This is a genomic window from Rickettsia massiliae MTU5, from assembly GCF_000016625.1.
Classification (GTDB): Bacteria; Pseudomonadota; Alphaproteobacteria; order Rickettsiales; family Rickettsiaceae; genus Rickettsia; species Rickettsia rickettsii.
In genome coordinates this window covers 94,060-109,628 of sequence record NC_009900.1, presented here as the reverse complement: position 1 = coordinate 109,628, position 15,569 = coordinate 94,060, and the positions used below count along the sequence as shown (strand labels likewise).

Here is a 15,569-nt window from a genome sequence, read left to right as displayed (position 1 = left end):
CACCAATAGAAAATTTAAATCAGGATAAGCTTTTCCTAAGAGCTTATCCTTTCTTAATGCATAAGCTTATTAACCAAACTCCTGCATTATAGAATACTGGAGTACTAATATAGTAAAAAATAGTTTAAATGAATAGCTATTAAGTACAAGATGACCTAATTGGTCCAAAGGAAAAATATTAAATAAACTCATAATCCCAATTACAATAAAAGTATCGATAAATAAAGAAATTGCCGTACTAAAATTATTTCTTATCCATAAATAGATATTAATATCAACAAGTTGAGCTATATAACAGGCAAAAGTTGATGCTAAAAAAGATATATGGTATTGAACCAAAGACTTTATGAAAAGTTATGTTGTCAACATTAGACCAATTAGTAGCTTCCAATTTATCCATGAGACTTATTATTAAAATTACTATTATATTAAAAATAATAGCAAGCTTTACACAAAAATTGGCTCTTTCTTTACCGTAAAACTCAGCTATTAAATCCGTTAATAAAAAAGTTAACGGGTAAAAAATTGCTCCTATAGATAATTCAAGAATATAAAAATTAAAAATATTAAGGTAAACAAATTTTTAATATATTAAGTTTCCTACTTATAATAAGGACTGTAAAAAACGTACATAAAATGATATAAATTTTTTCTTTTATATTAAATTCTATAGACATTTCTAAAATTATTTTAGGTGCAAAAATATTACTGTACTCTAATAATATATATTGGGAGTTCTGAAAACTATACTAAATTCTCTAATGTCATGCCATTGATCTATAGGTGTTGTTACATGACTCCTGTTATGTCACTCCCGCAAAAGCAGGAATCCAGTACTTTTATCTGTCACCCCGTGGCTTGACCACGGGGTGACACAGTGGATTTTACCGACCCACGCGACAATACCAACAAAGGTAGACAATGAAAAGTATGAGAGATATTACTAAGATAAAGCTGTAACTACTTAGCTATAGGTAAACTATTTTCTGCTTGATTTTCTTCAATTTCATTAATCTTAGAAACTAAATCAGATTTCTTTTTTGAGGAAAGGTTAGCAAGTACTATTGCATTTATTAAAAATAATGTTGTAAGTATTATAGTGCTTTTAGTAAGAAAATTACCGACTGTTTTAGCACTGACTACTCCCATATTATTACCGCCGCTTATACTACTAATTCCATCCGATCCGCTACGCTGCATCAGAATAACTATAATTAGCAATATTGCAATAGTAATATGTACAAAGAGAAGAATGTCTATCATATAATAAAATAATCGTTATCGTATTTTAAATGTAAATCATACATTAGTTTTATATTATTTGCAACTTAGCTTTATAAAATAAACATAATACTATAATAGTATCTGACAGACACTAGACTAAAATCAGCATATGAGTTCTTCAAGAAAGGTTAAAAACTCACAAAGCTTAGGATGTGTGGTGGTGCTACTAGGGGGAATTGAACCCCCGACCTCTTCATTACCAATGAAGTGCTCTACCCCTGAGCTATAGTAGCAAGATTATTTCAAACCCTTTTTGCCACATATTTGTTATTAAATCAAGAAAAATTTTGGAAATTCGTTTACTATTTACAAAAAAGCTCTTATGCTAGCTCTTCATTCGCGCCACTTATATGTACCCCATCATAAAATGCTACTGTAGTTTCATTAGCATGCATCCCACATTCTTTCTGTAAATAATCACTTAAAATCTTTAGTGTTTTTTCTTTGGTTTGGCATGGTAATATCATTTTATTATCTTGTACTAACTTGTGTAATTTGGGTATCTCTTCTGCAGTAACAAGCCTCATGTCCAAACAACCGTTTTCTTCTTGTTGTAGAAGGTCAGCCGTTACACTCGTAACTCTATGACATGTACCGAATAAGTCTAGATCTATTATTGAAATTGCTTCGTCACTAGTTACTTCTTTAAAAGTTCTGGAATGATTGATGTTATCCTCAGAGATACTGGCAAAGACTAATCCCTTTTCAGTTATTTTATGTTCACAAGCATCGCCATAGTAATAACTCTTAGGTTTAAAGACTACAATTTTGTTATTAAATTCAACTAGGTTTGCAGGTTTTGTAATTTTTTTCATATTTTATCTAAACTTCTATTTTTGTAGAAAGATAAGGCAATCAATGCAAAAATACAGCTTAATATGACATAATAAACTGCTGAGGTTACATGCCCTGTTTTGTGTACTAAATATTCAAAGACAAGAGGCGTAGTACCACCAAAAATACTTGTAGCAGTGTTATATGAAATAGAGAGAGCAGTGTTACGTATATTTGTAGGATACAATTCTGCTTGTAATGCCGGTTCAGGACCGATATAGCTAGCAGCAAGTATAGCAAGTATCAATTGTGAGATAATTACACTTGTGAAGGCCCCATTCTCAAAATTATTAAGTAAAAACGACGTTGTTACAATAATTATTATCAGATTAATTACAAAAATTTTCCTGCGACCTATAATATCGGATAGATAACCGCTTAATAAAGTTACGGCTATCATAATCACGTAAGACACACTAGCAAGGCTATTTACCTCATTTTCAGTAAAGTTGCGGCTGATTTTTAAAAACGATACCAAGTAAATTGTAGTTAGATAGAATATTATCGAACCGGGAGCATTGATAAAAATCGAGATTAATATATCAAACCAATAATTGGTAATGACTTTTTTTAACGGTGATTGTAAAATCTTTTTCTGCTCTCTTAGATTTTTAAAATTCGGTGTTTCGTGTGTATTTTTTTTAATATAAAATGCTGCAAAAAGAATAAAAAAACCAAGTAAAAAAGGTATTCTCCAGCCAAAACTATCAAATTGTGAAGCTGTTAGGATATTCTTAACGATATAAGAAACAAAAGAACCAAGCAATAAACCGGAGCATATACTAGACATTGAAATACTACCGGTGAAGCCTTGGTGTTTATGGCTAGTATGCTCAATAACAAAGGAAATAGAGCCGGTCAAAGCTCCTCCCATTGATAATCCTTGTAGAATTCGTACACAAATCATTAATATAGTCGCAGTTATACCGATAGTATGGTAAGTTGGTAATATTCCTATTAACACGGTTGGGACAGACATGCAAAATAACGCACTAGTTAAGGCTACTTTGCGTCCAAATCTATCACCGATAACACCAAAAAATATGCCACCCAACGGTCTTGCCAAATAACCTATAGCAAATACTAAAAAAGCTTGCAGTAAAGAAGTATTAGCATCCTCATTTGGAAAAAATTTTGTTCCTATTATGGGTGCAAAATAACCGAATAATACATAATCATACCATTCAAAAGTGTTAGCGATACCGCTTGAAAATACTAGTTTACTGCGATTCATGTTTTCTATTCATAGCTTTTTTTTCGGAATATATTATAAATAAGGTGGTAGGAATTATTATTACTGCTCCATGAAGTGTGCTTTTATCGGGAAATTCATTAAATATGAAATATGCCGCTATTGCCGAAATCACCAGCTCTAAATATCTATAAGGAGCGGTAGCGGTTGCATCTACCATGGAAAAAGCTTTAAGCAGGAAGAATAATATTAAGCTTCCGCTACTACCGAGTACAAACAATAAAGCTAATTCAAAACTACTAGGAGTTAGCCAATACTGCGATGCTACAGGTAACGACACTATAGCAGTTACTATTGCCGAATAAAATAGCATGCTAATCATCGATTCTTTTATTACGAATTTTTTATTAATAATATCAAGCATAGCAAATGAAATAGCCGCTAATACAAAATACAAAATTTCTGGGTTAAAATCCTCGGCATGCGGTTTAAGCGTAACAACAAGTCCTATAAATCCTACTACGGTAACCACCCATCTTGGCCAAATAATATTTTCGTTCAGAAAAAATACGGCAAGTATTAAAGTAAATAAAGGAATAGAAAAACTTACGACTGTTGCAGTAGTAACGGGAGCTATGGTAAGACCGTAAGTCCAAGAAGTCATACCGAAAAATAATAATAACCCTCTTAATATATGTACAAAAGGACGACTTGTTTTTAAAGTATTTTTACCATAATAAACAACAAAAGGTAGTAAAACTATGCTACTGAAAAAGAAGCGGAAAAAAGCTACTTCAAAGCTATGTAAACGAGTCCCAAGATATTTAGACATTACATCATTGGCACTACTACTTACTAAACTAAGTAAAAACCAACCTATACCGGTTAAATATGTTTTTAATGCATCATTCATTAATATGCTCCAATAATTTCTATAATTTTACTTAAATGTCTTGACTTTTAGCATAAAAGAATTCTATCTTTTATGACAATGGTATGAATATATAAACAAAAATTTTATATAATAATACGGTAATCAATTTTAAGCAAGTAAAGGTTATAATTATATGTTAAGAATAGTGAAAAAATTAGGGATAATTTTGTTTGTATCCAGCATAAGTATTAATAGTTTTGCTAAAAGCATGTATGATGATGTAGACTCTGCTCCTGACTATGATAGTACACCGTATTACGAAAACGAAGGCAGTTTAGTTTTCAAGATGCGTCTAGGAGGTGTTGTTTCAAGTGCTAAGCAAAAAGGATTACCTACTCCTACCTCTCCTCAACCTATTTCAGTAGGAGAAGTTGCAAAAAACGGTTATGGAGGTGATGCGTCCACTACTATATTCTTTAATAATTATTTAGCTACTGAATTATCACTTGGCTTTAATGTTTTACGCACTAAATATACATACCTTGCAGCCATTGCTCATAATTATGGCGTTGATAATGTCAAACTAGGAAAAAACAAACCTATTTATATGATTCCTGCAACAGTTACCGGACAATTTCATATAGCTCCTTACGGTGGAATAAGACCATATATAGGTATAGGTTATCACGGTTCTTATATGCTTACGCAAGCTACCGGTCTTAAAATTAGAAACGGACACGGTGCCGTAGGACAAATAGGTGTAGATTTTTATGCTAAAGATGACACTTTAATCAATATTGACGTAAGACAATTTTTCTTAAATCCTAAACTTGAGTATAAACCGAATTTAGTAGGTAATAAAACCGTGATCTCTAAAGTTAAACTTAATCCTTTAATAGTTTCTATAGGTATAGGATTTACTTTTTAGCCTTGTTGCATGGTTCTTGAAGCGTATTTGTCATCCCGCGACTTGATCGCGGGATCCAGTTTTTTTATTTTTTTGGATACCGCGGTCAAGCCGCGGGATGACACTAAATAGCTAATAATATAAACATACATTCACCTATGTCCCTACAAATTATCCAGTTATTATACTTAGTTGCGGCTGTTTGCTTTATTCTATCACTCAAATTCTTATCCTCACAGAAACAATCACGTTTAGGCAGTACCATAGGTATTTTGGGGATGGCGATAGCAGTCGTCGTTACTTTTTTCCTACCGGATTTTACTCATAAATTACCCATTATAGCAACCATATTATTAGGTGCTGTAATCGGCGGGATTATCGCACTTAAAATCTCCATGACGGCAATGCCTCAATTAGTAGCGGGATTTCACTCTTTTGTCGGTCTTGCTGCGGTATTTGTAGCTTATGCTACAGTACTTGCTCCTGAAAATTTTTCTATAGGAATAGCAGGAAGTTTACCGATTAATGCATTAATAGAAATATCAGTAGGCGTCTCTATCGGTGCTTTAACTTTTAGCGGTTCGATTATAGCTTTTCTAAAACTACAAGGCTTAATGAAAAGTAGCCCGTTAAAATTCTACGGTCAGCAATATATATGCTTATTAACGGCAATAATATTGGTTATTCTAGTAATATCGTTTATTCGTTCAGAGAATATATTTTTATTTAATCTAATAGTCTTTTTATCACTGTTAATCGGAGTATTACTAATAATACCGGTAGGCAGTGCAGATACGCCTGTTATAGTCTCAATGCTAAATTCTTATTCAGGTTTTGCGGCAGCAGGTATAGGCTTTACGCTTAGCAATAGCCTACTTATTATTACTGGAGCATTAGTCGGTAGTAGCGGAGCTATACTGAGCTATATAATGTGCAAAGCGATGAATCGCTCATTAATTAAGGTTATTTTTGAGGCGTTTTTGCCTGCACATACTGGAATTAACAAGGATATAGACGACGATAAAATAGCAAAAACAAGCTGCCCTGAAGATGCGGCACATTTACTACTTAATACATCATCGGTGATAATTGTTCCCGGTTACGGTATGGCAGTAGCCCAGTCTCAACATATCATAAAAGAGATGGTTGATATATTAGAACGTTCAGATATTAATGTACGTTTTGCCGTACATCCGGTAGCAGGCAGAATGCCGGGGCATATGAATGTTTTACTTGCAGAAGCTAATATAGATTATGAGAAAGTACTTGAGCTTGAAGAAATTAATCGAGATTTCGCTACCACTGACGTAGTGCTTGTGATTGGGGCAAATGACGTAACTAATCCTGCTGCTAAAAATGATCCGAACAGTCCAATTTATGGTATGCCGGTACTCGATGTCGAAAAAGCACGTACGATTTTGTTTATTAAACGCTCTATGGCATCAGGATATGCAGGTATAAAAAATGCGCTATTTTATCGCGATAATACTTTTATGTTATTCGGTGATGCTAAGAAAGTAGTTGAGGAGATAGTTAAGTTTCTAAATGAAGATTGACTTAAATAACTCTATTTGTTATAACTTCTTAAATTAAGCCAAAAAACAATTATCATGAATTTGCAAAAAACATTACCGCTTCTGCCAAAAGCTACGGCTATGTGGTTAATTGAAAATACTTCTTTAACTTTTAAACAAATTGCCGATTTTTGCGGTATTCATGAATTTGAAATAAAAGGTATGGCTGACGGTGAAGTAGCACAATCTATAAAAGGTTTAAATCCAATTGCAAACGGTCAGTTAACTTTAGAGGAAATTGAGCGTTGCAGTAAAGATCCTAATGCTAATTTACAAATTTCATATAGCCCTGCTGATGAATTGATGAAAAACCAGAAAAAACAGCGTGCTAAATACACTCCTATAGCAAGACGTCAAGATAAACCGGATGCTATATATTGGTTGTTGTCTAATTATCCGAACATCCAAGACCATCAAATAATTAAATTAATAGGTACTACTAAAATTACTATAGATGCTATTAGAACCCGTAGCCATTGGAATATGAATTCTATTCATCCTCGTGATCCCGTATTACTGGGGATCTGTAGTCAAATAGACCTGAATAAAATAGTAGAAAGCCTAAAGCCTCCACAAAATCCTACAAAAGAATCATAAAATTATACTAACTGCTATCCTGCGAAAAGCTTGCTTACGTGAATTATTTTGTGATTGTTACCCCGCCCCTTGATCAGCGTTATTGCGTGGCTCGTTTATGTCATTCCTGTATAGTCGGAACATTGCTGGATGGACCGGTAAAATCCACTGTGTCACCCCATGGCTTGACCCACGGGGTCCATAAAAAAAATCTAAAATACTAATATTATTAGTATTTTAAGCTAGATTCCGTGGTCAAGCCACGGAATGACAACGGATGTGTTTTTCAATCTACACTGACAATACTTTTCTCACAAACGGATTTTTTATGGATTAGAAAAGTGATTATTGCCTAATAAATCGTTTATCGCTAGGTAAAGTATAACTTTTATCGGTAGAACGATAGGGACAAATGTCAATTCCTCCACGCCTAGTATATACTATAGAAATAGAAAGAAAATCAGGACTTATAGCGTTTTTAATATCTGTAAAAATACGCTCAGCACACTGCTCTGCAAACTCATTACAATTTCTAAAAGATATTAAATATTTCAGAAAAGAATCATGTTTTAACTTTTTTCCTTTATATTTTATAACGATTGTACCCCAATCCGGTTGACCGGTTACTAGGCAATTTGATTTGAGTAAATTAGAATTAATCTCTTCTTCTACCAAAACATCTTCATACTCAATTAAACTATTATCGGGTGCACCGTAATTATTGCATACTATATCTAAATCATCGATATTTTTACCGCTTGGAACACCAAATTCTACTTTTGTATTTATAGGAAATATACGTCCTGTTACTTTAGCGTGTGTAACATTACTTAGATCCTGCAAGATAATTCTTTCTAGTTCTTTTACTGATTCAACAACAAAGTTATTAAAAGAATTTAGATATAATTTAAATGATTTTGATTCTACTATATTTTCAGAATCCGTCGGTATATAAAAAGTGCCTACTCCAACCCATGGCTTACCGTTCTTATTAAGACAAGATAGTTCATATGTATTCCAAACATCTACACCGTAAAACGGAAGATTATTACTATTTATTCCAAGTTCGTTTCGATTATTTATACGTGGAATTTTAAATAATAAAGTCACATCATAACTATCTTTATAAGTACTTTTTTTACCAAGTAAAGAAGTAGATAAAGGCATTAATTATGCTCCTTGTGCTAAAATTTCTTTTTGTTGTAACTCATCATATTCTTTTAGCATATAACCACGTCCCCACACCGTGTCGATATAATCTCTACCGCCAGCAGCATCACTTAACTTTTTACGAAGTTTACAAATAAATACGTCAATAATTTTCATTTCCGGTTCATCAACACTACTATATAAGTGATTTAAGAACATTTCTTTAGTTAAGATAGTTCCTCTTCGGAGTATTAATAGCTCTAAAATAGCATATTCTTTGTTCGTCAAATGTACTTTTTTGCCGTCAACTTCTACACTTCTAGTATCTAGGTTTATGCTAACCTTATCAAACCTAAATACTGATGCTGCATGACCTTTAGAACGTCTAACTATAGCTTTAATTCTAGCAATTAATTCCTCTCTTACAAACGGCTTGGTTAGATAATCATCGGCTCCGGAAGAGAAACCAGTAATCTTTTGATCCGTATCCGTTAAGCTAGATAAAATTAAGATTGGGGTTTTTATTTTTGCAGCACGCAATCTTAGTAATATCTCAAAACCATTAATATCCGGTAACATAAGGTCTAAGATTACTAAATCATAACCACCAACTTTACCAAGTCTTAACCCTTCCACACCAACTGAAGCTTTATCGCAAACTATCCCTTCTGAAGCTAAAGTTAGCTCAATTAAGTTAGCCATTTCCGGCTCGCCTTCAATTAACAAAACTCTCATTATTTTTCTCCATAAAATTCAATTTTTATATTGTGCTATAATTTAATTACAGTTAATTATTGTTAACTAAATTATAATTTTTTATCTAGTGCTTTATACATTCATTAATAACATAAGTAAAGAATATTTAATCAAATTGATAAAATTTTTACTATTAAGCTCTATCTGTGATTTAAAAACCATGGCGTTTAAAACGAAATTTATTAAATAATTAAATGATTTTCTTAGTTTTGATGCTCCGACATTTTCTTATGATATAAGGCACCAAAATCTATAGGATCAATCATTAAAGGCTGGAATCCTGCATCTTGAGTACAGCTAGCTATAATTTTTCTGGCAAATGGAAATATCATTGCCGGACAATGAACGGATAATAAAATCGGATGTTGTTCAGAATCAATATTAATTAAATTAAATACTCCAGCATATTTTAATTCTATCTGAAATAATTTATATTTCTCATTTCTTGCAATTGCCTCGATATTTAACTCTACTTCATAGAAATTTTCTTCCGATAAATTAGTAACATTTATATCTAGAGATAAATCAATTTGAGGGCGTTGATCCAAAGCCGCAAGAGAAGACGGGGCAGAAGGGTTCTCAAGAGATAAATCTTTTATATATTGTGCATGAACAGAAATATGCGGCATTGTATCATTAGTATCGGTATTTATTGTACTCATAAAAATCCTTATTAAAAATTAAATATAATTTTCTACATAAAAGAGTTATGTCAGCGGTAAAGTTACGCCTACTTGTTTCATATATTTTCCTTGGCGATCGGCATATGAAGTATCACAAATTTGATCACTCTTTAAAAATAAAAACTGACAAGCTCCTTCATTTGCATATATTTTAGCAGGTAATGGAGTAGTATTAGAAAACTCTAAAGTTACATGTCCTTCCCACTCCGGTTCTAACGGAGTCACATTTACTATTATACCGCATCTTGCATAAGTGGACTTGCCGACACAAATAACTAATACATCACGCGGTATTTTAAAATATTCTATAGTTCTGCCAAGGGCAAAGCTATTAGGTGGAATAATACACACATCTACTTCTCTATCAACTAAATTATATTCACTGAAATTTTTTGGATCAACCGTAGTAGAATTTATATTGGTGAATATTTTAAATTCATTAGATACTCTAGCATCATAGCCGTAAGAAGATAAGCCGTAAGAAATAATCTTTTCTTTATTATGCACTCTTACCTGCTTTTCCGCAAAGGGCCTTATCATACTTTGATTTATAACAGCTTCTTTTATCCACTTATCTGACATTATAGCCATAATCAAAACTTGATTTAATTAATAAACTAATGATTATAACTCATAATTATTTACAATACAAAATTTTTCTTTAAAACTATAAGTCTGAGACTACTTGAATAATGATAGTGATAATAATACAACATTTATATACTTAAAATTATTACAAATTAAAATAGTTTTTTATTGTTAATTCTGAAAAGTATTATTATATTCTAGCGTAGTTGATTTATATTTATTAATACTAAAAATTTATAGTAAATCTTATTATTTAAGTTTATAGGAGCTTTATTAAAGTGAAAAAATTATTATTAGCTGCAAGTATTATTTGCCTTGCATCGGCTGGTCTTGCCGAAGAAAATCCAACACCTATTATTTCTAATTCTGATACTGAAATAAAATTAGAAGGATTCTATTTATTTGAAAGCGGTTATATTAAACAGAATCATTTAATTTTATTTGATAAAAATGTAACTGATAACAGGAAAAAGCTAGGGTTTTACACGGAAGCAGCGTTTGCGGCCACTATTGCTAAAACTATCAATGATGTAATAGCAGGTGCTAAAATAGTGCTTCAGCCTACTACAAGAGCAAAAACCTCTACAAGTTATAATGGATCACATATCTTTATTGAAACTAGTTACGGTAAAGTAGAACTCGGCTCTCCTGCTGACGCAAGCACTAAGTTGCGTATTACCGGTAGTCAAGTAACTGCAGGTACCGGAGGATGGTATAGATATGCTCTACTTGACGGTCAATATATGCGATATAACGGTTTAAAATCGGATTTTGATACTAGTGCTAGCTTTTATCTTGAGTCATACTCTAATTCTTTTGATCAAATCAATGATAAAGCTGAGAAAGCTAGAAGATTGAATTTTTTCACGCCTAAAATAAAAGGCTTCCAAGCCGGAGTTTCTTATACTCCCGATACTGCTAATACAGGCGGTAATAGAGATATAAATAATCTAACACTTGAAAGCTCAGGCCGAAACGGAGTTAGTGTTTCTAAAACCGGAATAAAGACAGTTAAATTAGAGAATAACGAAACCATGACTATTAATCAGAATATTAGGGATGCTTTTTCTGCCGGCTTAACTTATGAACATGAAATTAGCGAAGATGCAGACTTAAAATTATCTATCACCGGAGAATACGGTAAACCTGCTCGTCGTCTTATTCATGCTAAAATGGACAGAACTACAATTCAAGTACTTAATACCTATAAGCTTTCTAATTTAAAAGCATATAATCTTGGAGCTGTATTTACTTACGGTAATTTTTCTTGTGGTGCTTCTTACGGTAATTTAGGTAAAAGCTTAACCGCTAAGGAATATTATAAAGTCGGTCGTGATACCTATTATTACAATGGAGCAGTTGCTTATGGACAAGGGCCTATAAAAACAAGTCTTGAATATCTTAAAACTTCAAGATATAAAAACACCGTTGATGCTGTAAGCCTCGCTACTGAATATAAGATCATGCCTGGTTTATTACCATATGCTGAAATTTCTCATTTCCAAGCTAAAGGTAAACCTGTATATTACCCTGAAGCACCTAGTAAAACAATACGAGGTACTGTTGGTCTTATAGGTACAAAACTTAAGTTTTAATTATTTACAAATAAATTGCCATCACTATTATAATCAAGGTATAAGATTGCTCTAAGCCTTGATTATTCCATTTTTTTAATTGAACTATCAATAAACTTTATAGTTCCGTCGTTGTAATAATCTTGTTTTCTCTTCTGTTCAATCTTTAAACCATTCTATTAGCTTACAGCTCTCTAATTCTTGTCAAATTATGCTTAGCTTTTGTACTTCAAGTACCGGCGAACCTTGAAAAATTTATGCTATACTGCCTTTTGATTAAATAAAATTATATATTTTACTTTTTTTATTTTTAGATATTGATTTTCTCTGATTACCATATATTGTGATACAACCATAATATATGGTAATCATGTGATATATGATTTTTATTATTTTAAAACAGGAGTAACACTATGAATCATGCTCAATTTACAAGCTCAGGATATTTCTTTGTAAATGGATTAAAAGCAGTTACAAGATATATGCCAACCGCTTCTAAATTATTATTTAAAGATGCATATAATTTTGTTTCTAGTTCCAACTTAAAAAAATATTTACAATATTACATGCTTTAAATATTCAGAAAATCTATACAAAAGACGGGGATTTTGAGGCAGCATTGAAGTTTTTTAATATGAAACAGGATAATTCTCTAAAGATAAAGATAGATGTACTCAGAACATCGAAAACCAGCATCAGGGGACAATGAAAATCTTTTCTCCCCTATATTAAATGTATTTAAAAACATGATGGAAACAAGTAACATTATAGATAAATATATTACTGCAATCCCTCATTTAATGAGTATAGATTTTACCTTAAAAAAAATTTCAAGCCCCAACCACGTTATAAGCAAATTTGATGCAATAAAGGTACCAGAGCACTTATGGCTGCCACTATTGAAAAACCTTTAATAGATACAATTAGAGAGGATTGTTCTACTATAATTCAATTTTTCAAAGATAGTAACGCTATTAACTGGTGTTTATAACCTTTTCGGTAATAATAATGAAGATTTTACATATTATCAATTAGAGGAAGGTTATCAGGATGATCAGGTTGATGTTATAGGAAGTAGGAGATAGTAACATCTATTAATTTAAATAGGTGAGATGAGTTTAAAAGCCTATAAAAACTTTTAATAATAGAACGGTACAAGCGAATTTATAAATAATTCGCTTGTATCAAACTATATAAAATATGCTATTTTTTTGTATATACTCAATCTTTATTATAATTATGATGAAAATCTATTATTTTTTGGGAAGCCCATAGGAGGTAATTTACCGGTACTACCTCTTTTGCCTAAAAATGCAACAATGTTTTTCTCAAGTTTTACTTTTCCATTGTTATTCCAACCTAAGCCGTCTTCTTTATTGAATATTTTAATATCTAGAAGCTTAGCATTCTTAAATTTTTGCAGCGTTACACCTTGCCCTTTTTTCATTTCAGGTATTTCATCTATATTAAATACCAGTAATTTACGACTTTCACCGATACAAGCAATACTATCCCCGTTTACAGGTAAACAAGCTATACATACATGACCATCCGGTACATTCATAATTTGCTTTCCTGTTTTTGTTTGAGCCATTACTTCATTTGAATTAACTAAAAACCCCTTACCTACACTACTTGCAAGTAATAAAAGCTGATCAGGTTTATAGACTAAAATATTCGTAATATCATTATTGCCTATATCCACAAGTAGCTTTATAGATTCCCCTGTTCCTTTACCTTTGGAAATATTATCGGCAAGCAAAGTAAAAAATCTGCCTTCTGAACTAACTATTAATATTTTATCAGTCGTGTAAGCTTCTAAAATAAATTTTTCTGCATCACCTTCTTTATATTTGATAGTCGATAAATCGGTGTTATGGCCTTTTAACGAACGCACCCACCCCATTTTTGAGCAGATAATAGTAATCGGCTCTTTAGTAATGAAAGCCGTTATATCAACTACTTGATTCGTAAGCGTTACTTCCTCAAAGCTTGTACGCCTTGCTCCTATTACCGTATTTAATCCAAATTTCGTTTGTACTGTTCTGATTTCTTTTTTAACTACTTTCCATAGTTCTTTAGGGTTATTTAGAATTTCTTCTAATATAGCTTGTTGCTTCTGCAAATTACTATGCTCATTAATAATTTCCTGCTCTTCAAGCTTGCGAAGCGAGCGAAGACGGGTATTGAATATCGCTTCTACTTGTATTTCGGTTAGTTTAAACCGCTCCATCATTATCGCTTTTGGCTCATCTTCTTCACGAATAATTTTAATTATCTCATCAAGATTTAGATAAGCTATCCTAAGCCCTTTTAGAATTTCTAAACGATGCTTGATTTTGTTTAAAAGATAAGTTGATCTGCGAGTAACAATATTTTGTCTATGATCTAGAAACTCTTGTAAAATCTCCAAAATATTCATTACTCTCGGCACGTTATTACTGCCGATCACATTCATATTTAACTGAATGCGGCTTTCTAAATTCGTTAGCTTGAATAGCGATTCCATAACTATTTGCGGATCACATCCCCGATCTCTCGGCTCTATAACCAACCTTATAATGTCTGTTGATTCATCTCTAATATTGCTAACAAGGGGAATTTTTTTATCCTTTAGTAATATTGCTATTTGTTCTATAAGTTTTGATTTCTGAACCTGATAAGGTATCTCGGTTACGACGATCTGATATGTACCGTAACTTAGCTCCTCTTTTTCCCATCTGCTTCTCACTCTAAGACTACCGCGTCCAGTAGTATATGCAGCATTAATAACTTCAGCTTTATCAATAATTATGCCGCCGGTCGGAAAATCAGGACCTTTGATAAAGTTCATTATATCGTTAATTTCAGCTTTCGGATGGTCGATTAAATGTATTAGAGCATCACAAAGCTCATGTAAATTATGAGGCGGTATATTGGTTGCCATACCGACTGCTATCCCTTCAGAACCATTAGCTAGTAAATTCGGAAAACCTGCCGGCATTATTACCGGTTCTAAATCGGCATCATCATAAGTAGGGCGAAAATCTACCGTATCTTTATCGATGTCCTCCATTAATAACGTACATATGTCCGTCATACGTGATTCGGTATAACGCATAGCTGCCGCATTATCACCGTCGATAGAGCCGAAATTACCCTGCCCATCAATTAAAGGATAACGCAACAAAAAATGCTGAGCAAGGCGTACCAAGGTATCATACACTGCCACATCACCGTGCGGGTGGTATTTACCTATTACATCACCGACCACCCTTGCACATTTCTTATAGCCGGAATTCGGCTCAAGCCTTAACTGTAGCATTGCGTATAATAACCTACGATGTACAGGCTTGAGTCCATCACGTACGTCAGGAAGCGAACGTGACATAATTGTTGATAACGCATAAGCAAGATAACGCTCTGATAATGCATTACCAAAGTCAATATTTTCTATTTTAGCTTCTTTCATAAGTTATTTAGTTTTTATTTATCGTCATTGCGAGCAGTTGTTGTTGCGTGGTTCTCTATGTCATTCCTGCGAAAGCAGAAATCCATCATAAAGCGAGATAAATCGAGCTTTTAATTTTAAGAATTTG

At 32.6% G+C, this 15,569-nt stretch carries 14 protein-coding genes, 1 tRNA gene and 1 pseudogene; 5 read left to right on the top strand and 11 right to left on the bottom strand.

Annotated features, from left to right (window positions below; all coding sequences use genetic code 11):
* Window positions 1–43 precede the first annotated feature (43 nt).
* The 6 genes and pseudogenes from RMA_RS00650 to RMA_RS00620 all read right to left on the bottom strand — a co-directional run bounded on the left by RMA_RS00650 (window position 44) and on the right by RMA_RS00620 (window position 4,223).
* Window positions 44–677: pseudogene (locus RMA_RS00650) on the bottom strand (queuosine precursor transporter).
* Window positions 678–960: 283 nt separating this feature from the next.
* A complete protein-coding gene (secG, locus tag RMA_RS00645) occupies window positions 961–1,263 on the bottom strand; it encodes a preprotein translocase subunit SecG (RefSeq protein ID WP_004996773.1) in 303 nt (100 codons plus the stop codon).
* A 179-nt stretch (window positions 1,264–1,442) separates the two neighbouring features.
* Window positions 1,443–1,517, bottom strand: a tRNA-Thr gene (locus RMA_RS00640).
* A gap of 87 nt (window positions 1,518–1,604) precedes the next feature.
* Entirely contained in the window at window positions 1,605–1,817 is a 213-nt protein-coding gene (locus tag RMA_RS11865; RefSeq protein ID WP_041404934.1) for a hypothetical protein, read from the bottom strand.
* Between the two features lie 278 nt (window positions 1,818–2,095).
* A complete protein-coding gene (locus tag RMA_RS00625) occupies window positions 2,096–3,352 on the bottom strand; it encodes an MFS transporter (protein WP_041404477.1) in 1,257 nt (418 codons plus the stop codon).
* The gene (locus RMA_RS00620; protein ID WP_017443411.1) at window positions 3,339–4,223 is read right to left on the bottom strand and encodes a DMT family transporter; all 885 of its coding nucleotides are present in this window, start codon (window positions 4,221–4,223) and stop codon (window positions 3,339–3,341) included. The genes RMA_RS00625 and RMA_RS00620 overlap by 14 nt, the downstream gene beginning before the upstream one ends.
* A 154-nt stretch (window positions 4,224–4,377) precedes the next feature.
* On the opposite strand from RMA_RS00620, the gene RMA_RS00615 reads away from it, so the two are divergent.
* From RMA_RS00615 to RMA_RS00605, 3 genes are all read left to right on the top strand, one after another.
* Complete coding sequence (locus tag RMA_RS00615) at window positions 4,378–5,112, top strand: OmpW family outer membrane protein (protein WP_012152399.1); 735 nt, start codon at window positions 4,378–4,380, stop codon at window positions 5,110–5,112.
* 137 nt (window positions 5,113–5,249) lie between these two features.
* A complete protein-coding gene (locus RMA_RS00610) occupies window positions 5,250–6,647 on the top strand; it encodes an NAD(P)(+) transhydrogenase (Re/Si-specific) subunit beta (RefSeq protein ID WP_014365195.1) in 1,398 nt (465 codons plus the stop codon).
* 54 nt (window positions 6,648–6,701) lie between these two features.
* Window positions 6,702–7,262: a cell cycle transcriptional regulator TrcR gene (locus RMA_RS00605; protein WP_014365196.1), complete on the top strand. Its 561-nt coding sequence runs from the start codon at window positions 6,702–6,704 to the stop codon at window positions 7,260–7,262.
* 324 nt (window positions 7,263–7,586) lie between these two features.
* Here RMA_RS00605 and queF read toward each other — a convergent pair whose 3' ends face one another.
* The 4 genes from queF to dcd all read right to left on the bottom strand — a co-directional run bounded on the left by queF (window position 7,587) and on the right by dcd (window position 10,420).
* Window positions 7,587–8,408: an NADPH-dependent 7-cyano-7-deazaguanine reductase QueF gene (queF, locus tag RMA_RS00600; RefSeq protein WP_012152396.1), complete on the bottom strand. Its 822-nt coding sequence runs from the start codon at window positions 8,406–8,408 to the stop codon at window positions 7,587–7,589.
* A 3-nt stretch (window positions 8,409–8,411) separates the two neighbouring features.
* The gene (gene ctrA / locus RMA_RS00595; RefSeq protein WP_014365198.1) at window positions 8,412–9,125 is read right to left on the bottom strand and encodes a response regulator transcription factor CtrA; all 714 of its coding nucleotides are present in this window, start codon (window positions 9,123–9,125) and stop codon (window positions 8,412–8,414) included.
* Window positions 9,126–9,349: 224 nt separating this feature from the next.
* Window positions 9,350–9,808 (bottom strand): protein-export chaperone SecB, encoded by a 459-nt coding sequence (gene secB, locus RMA_RS00590; protein WP_041404476.1) that lies wholly within the window; start codon window positions 9,806–9,808, stop codon window positions 9,350–9,352.
* A 45-nt stretch (window positions 9,809–9,853) separates the two neighbouring features.
* The gene (gene dcd, locus RMA_RS00585; RefSeq protein ID WP_010420471.1) at window positions 9,854–10,420 is read right to left on the bottom strand and encodes a dCTP deaminase; all 567 of its coding nucleotides are present in this window, start codon (window positions 10,418–10,420) and stop codon (window positions 9,854–9,856) included.
* 275 nt (window positions 10,421–10,695) lie between these two features.
* Here dcd and RMA_RS00580 point away from each other — a divergent pair, with 275 nt between their 5' ends.
* Window positions 10,696–12,012 carry a porin gene (locus RMA_RS00580; RefSeq protein ID WP_041404475.1) on the top strand — a complete coding sequence of 439 codons (1,317 nt, stop codon included), beginning with the start codon at window positions 10,696–10,698 and terminating at the stop codon, window positions 12,010–12,012.
* A gap of 392 nt (window positions 12,013–12,404) precedes the next feature.
* Entirely contained in the window at window positions 12,405–12,566 is a 162-nt protein-coding gene (locus RMA_RS09730) for a hypothetical protein (RefSeq protein WP_187145893.1), read from the top strand.
* 662 nt (window positions 12,567–13,228) lie between these two features.
* Here RMA_RS09730 and parC read toward each other — a convergent pair.
* Window positions 13,229–15,442, bottom strand: a complete 2,214-nt coding sequence (parC, locus tag RMA_RS00570; protein WP_012152391.1) for a DNA topoisomerase IV subunit A — start codon at window positions 15,440–15,442, stop codon at window positions 13,229–13,231.
* Between the last annotated feature and the right edge of the window lie 127 nt (window positions 15,443–15,569).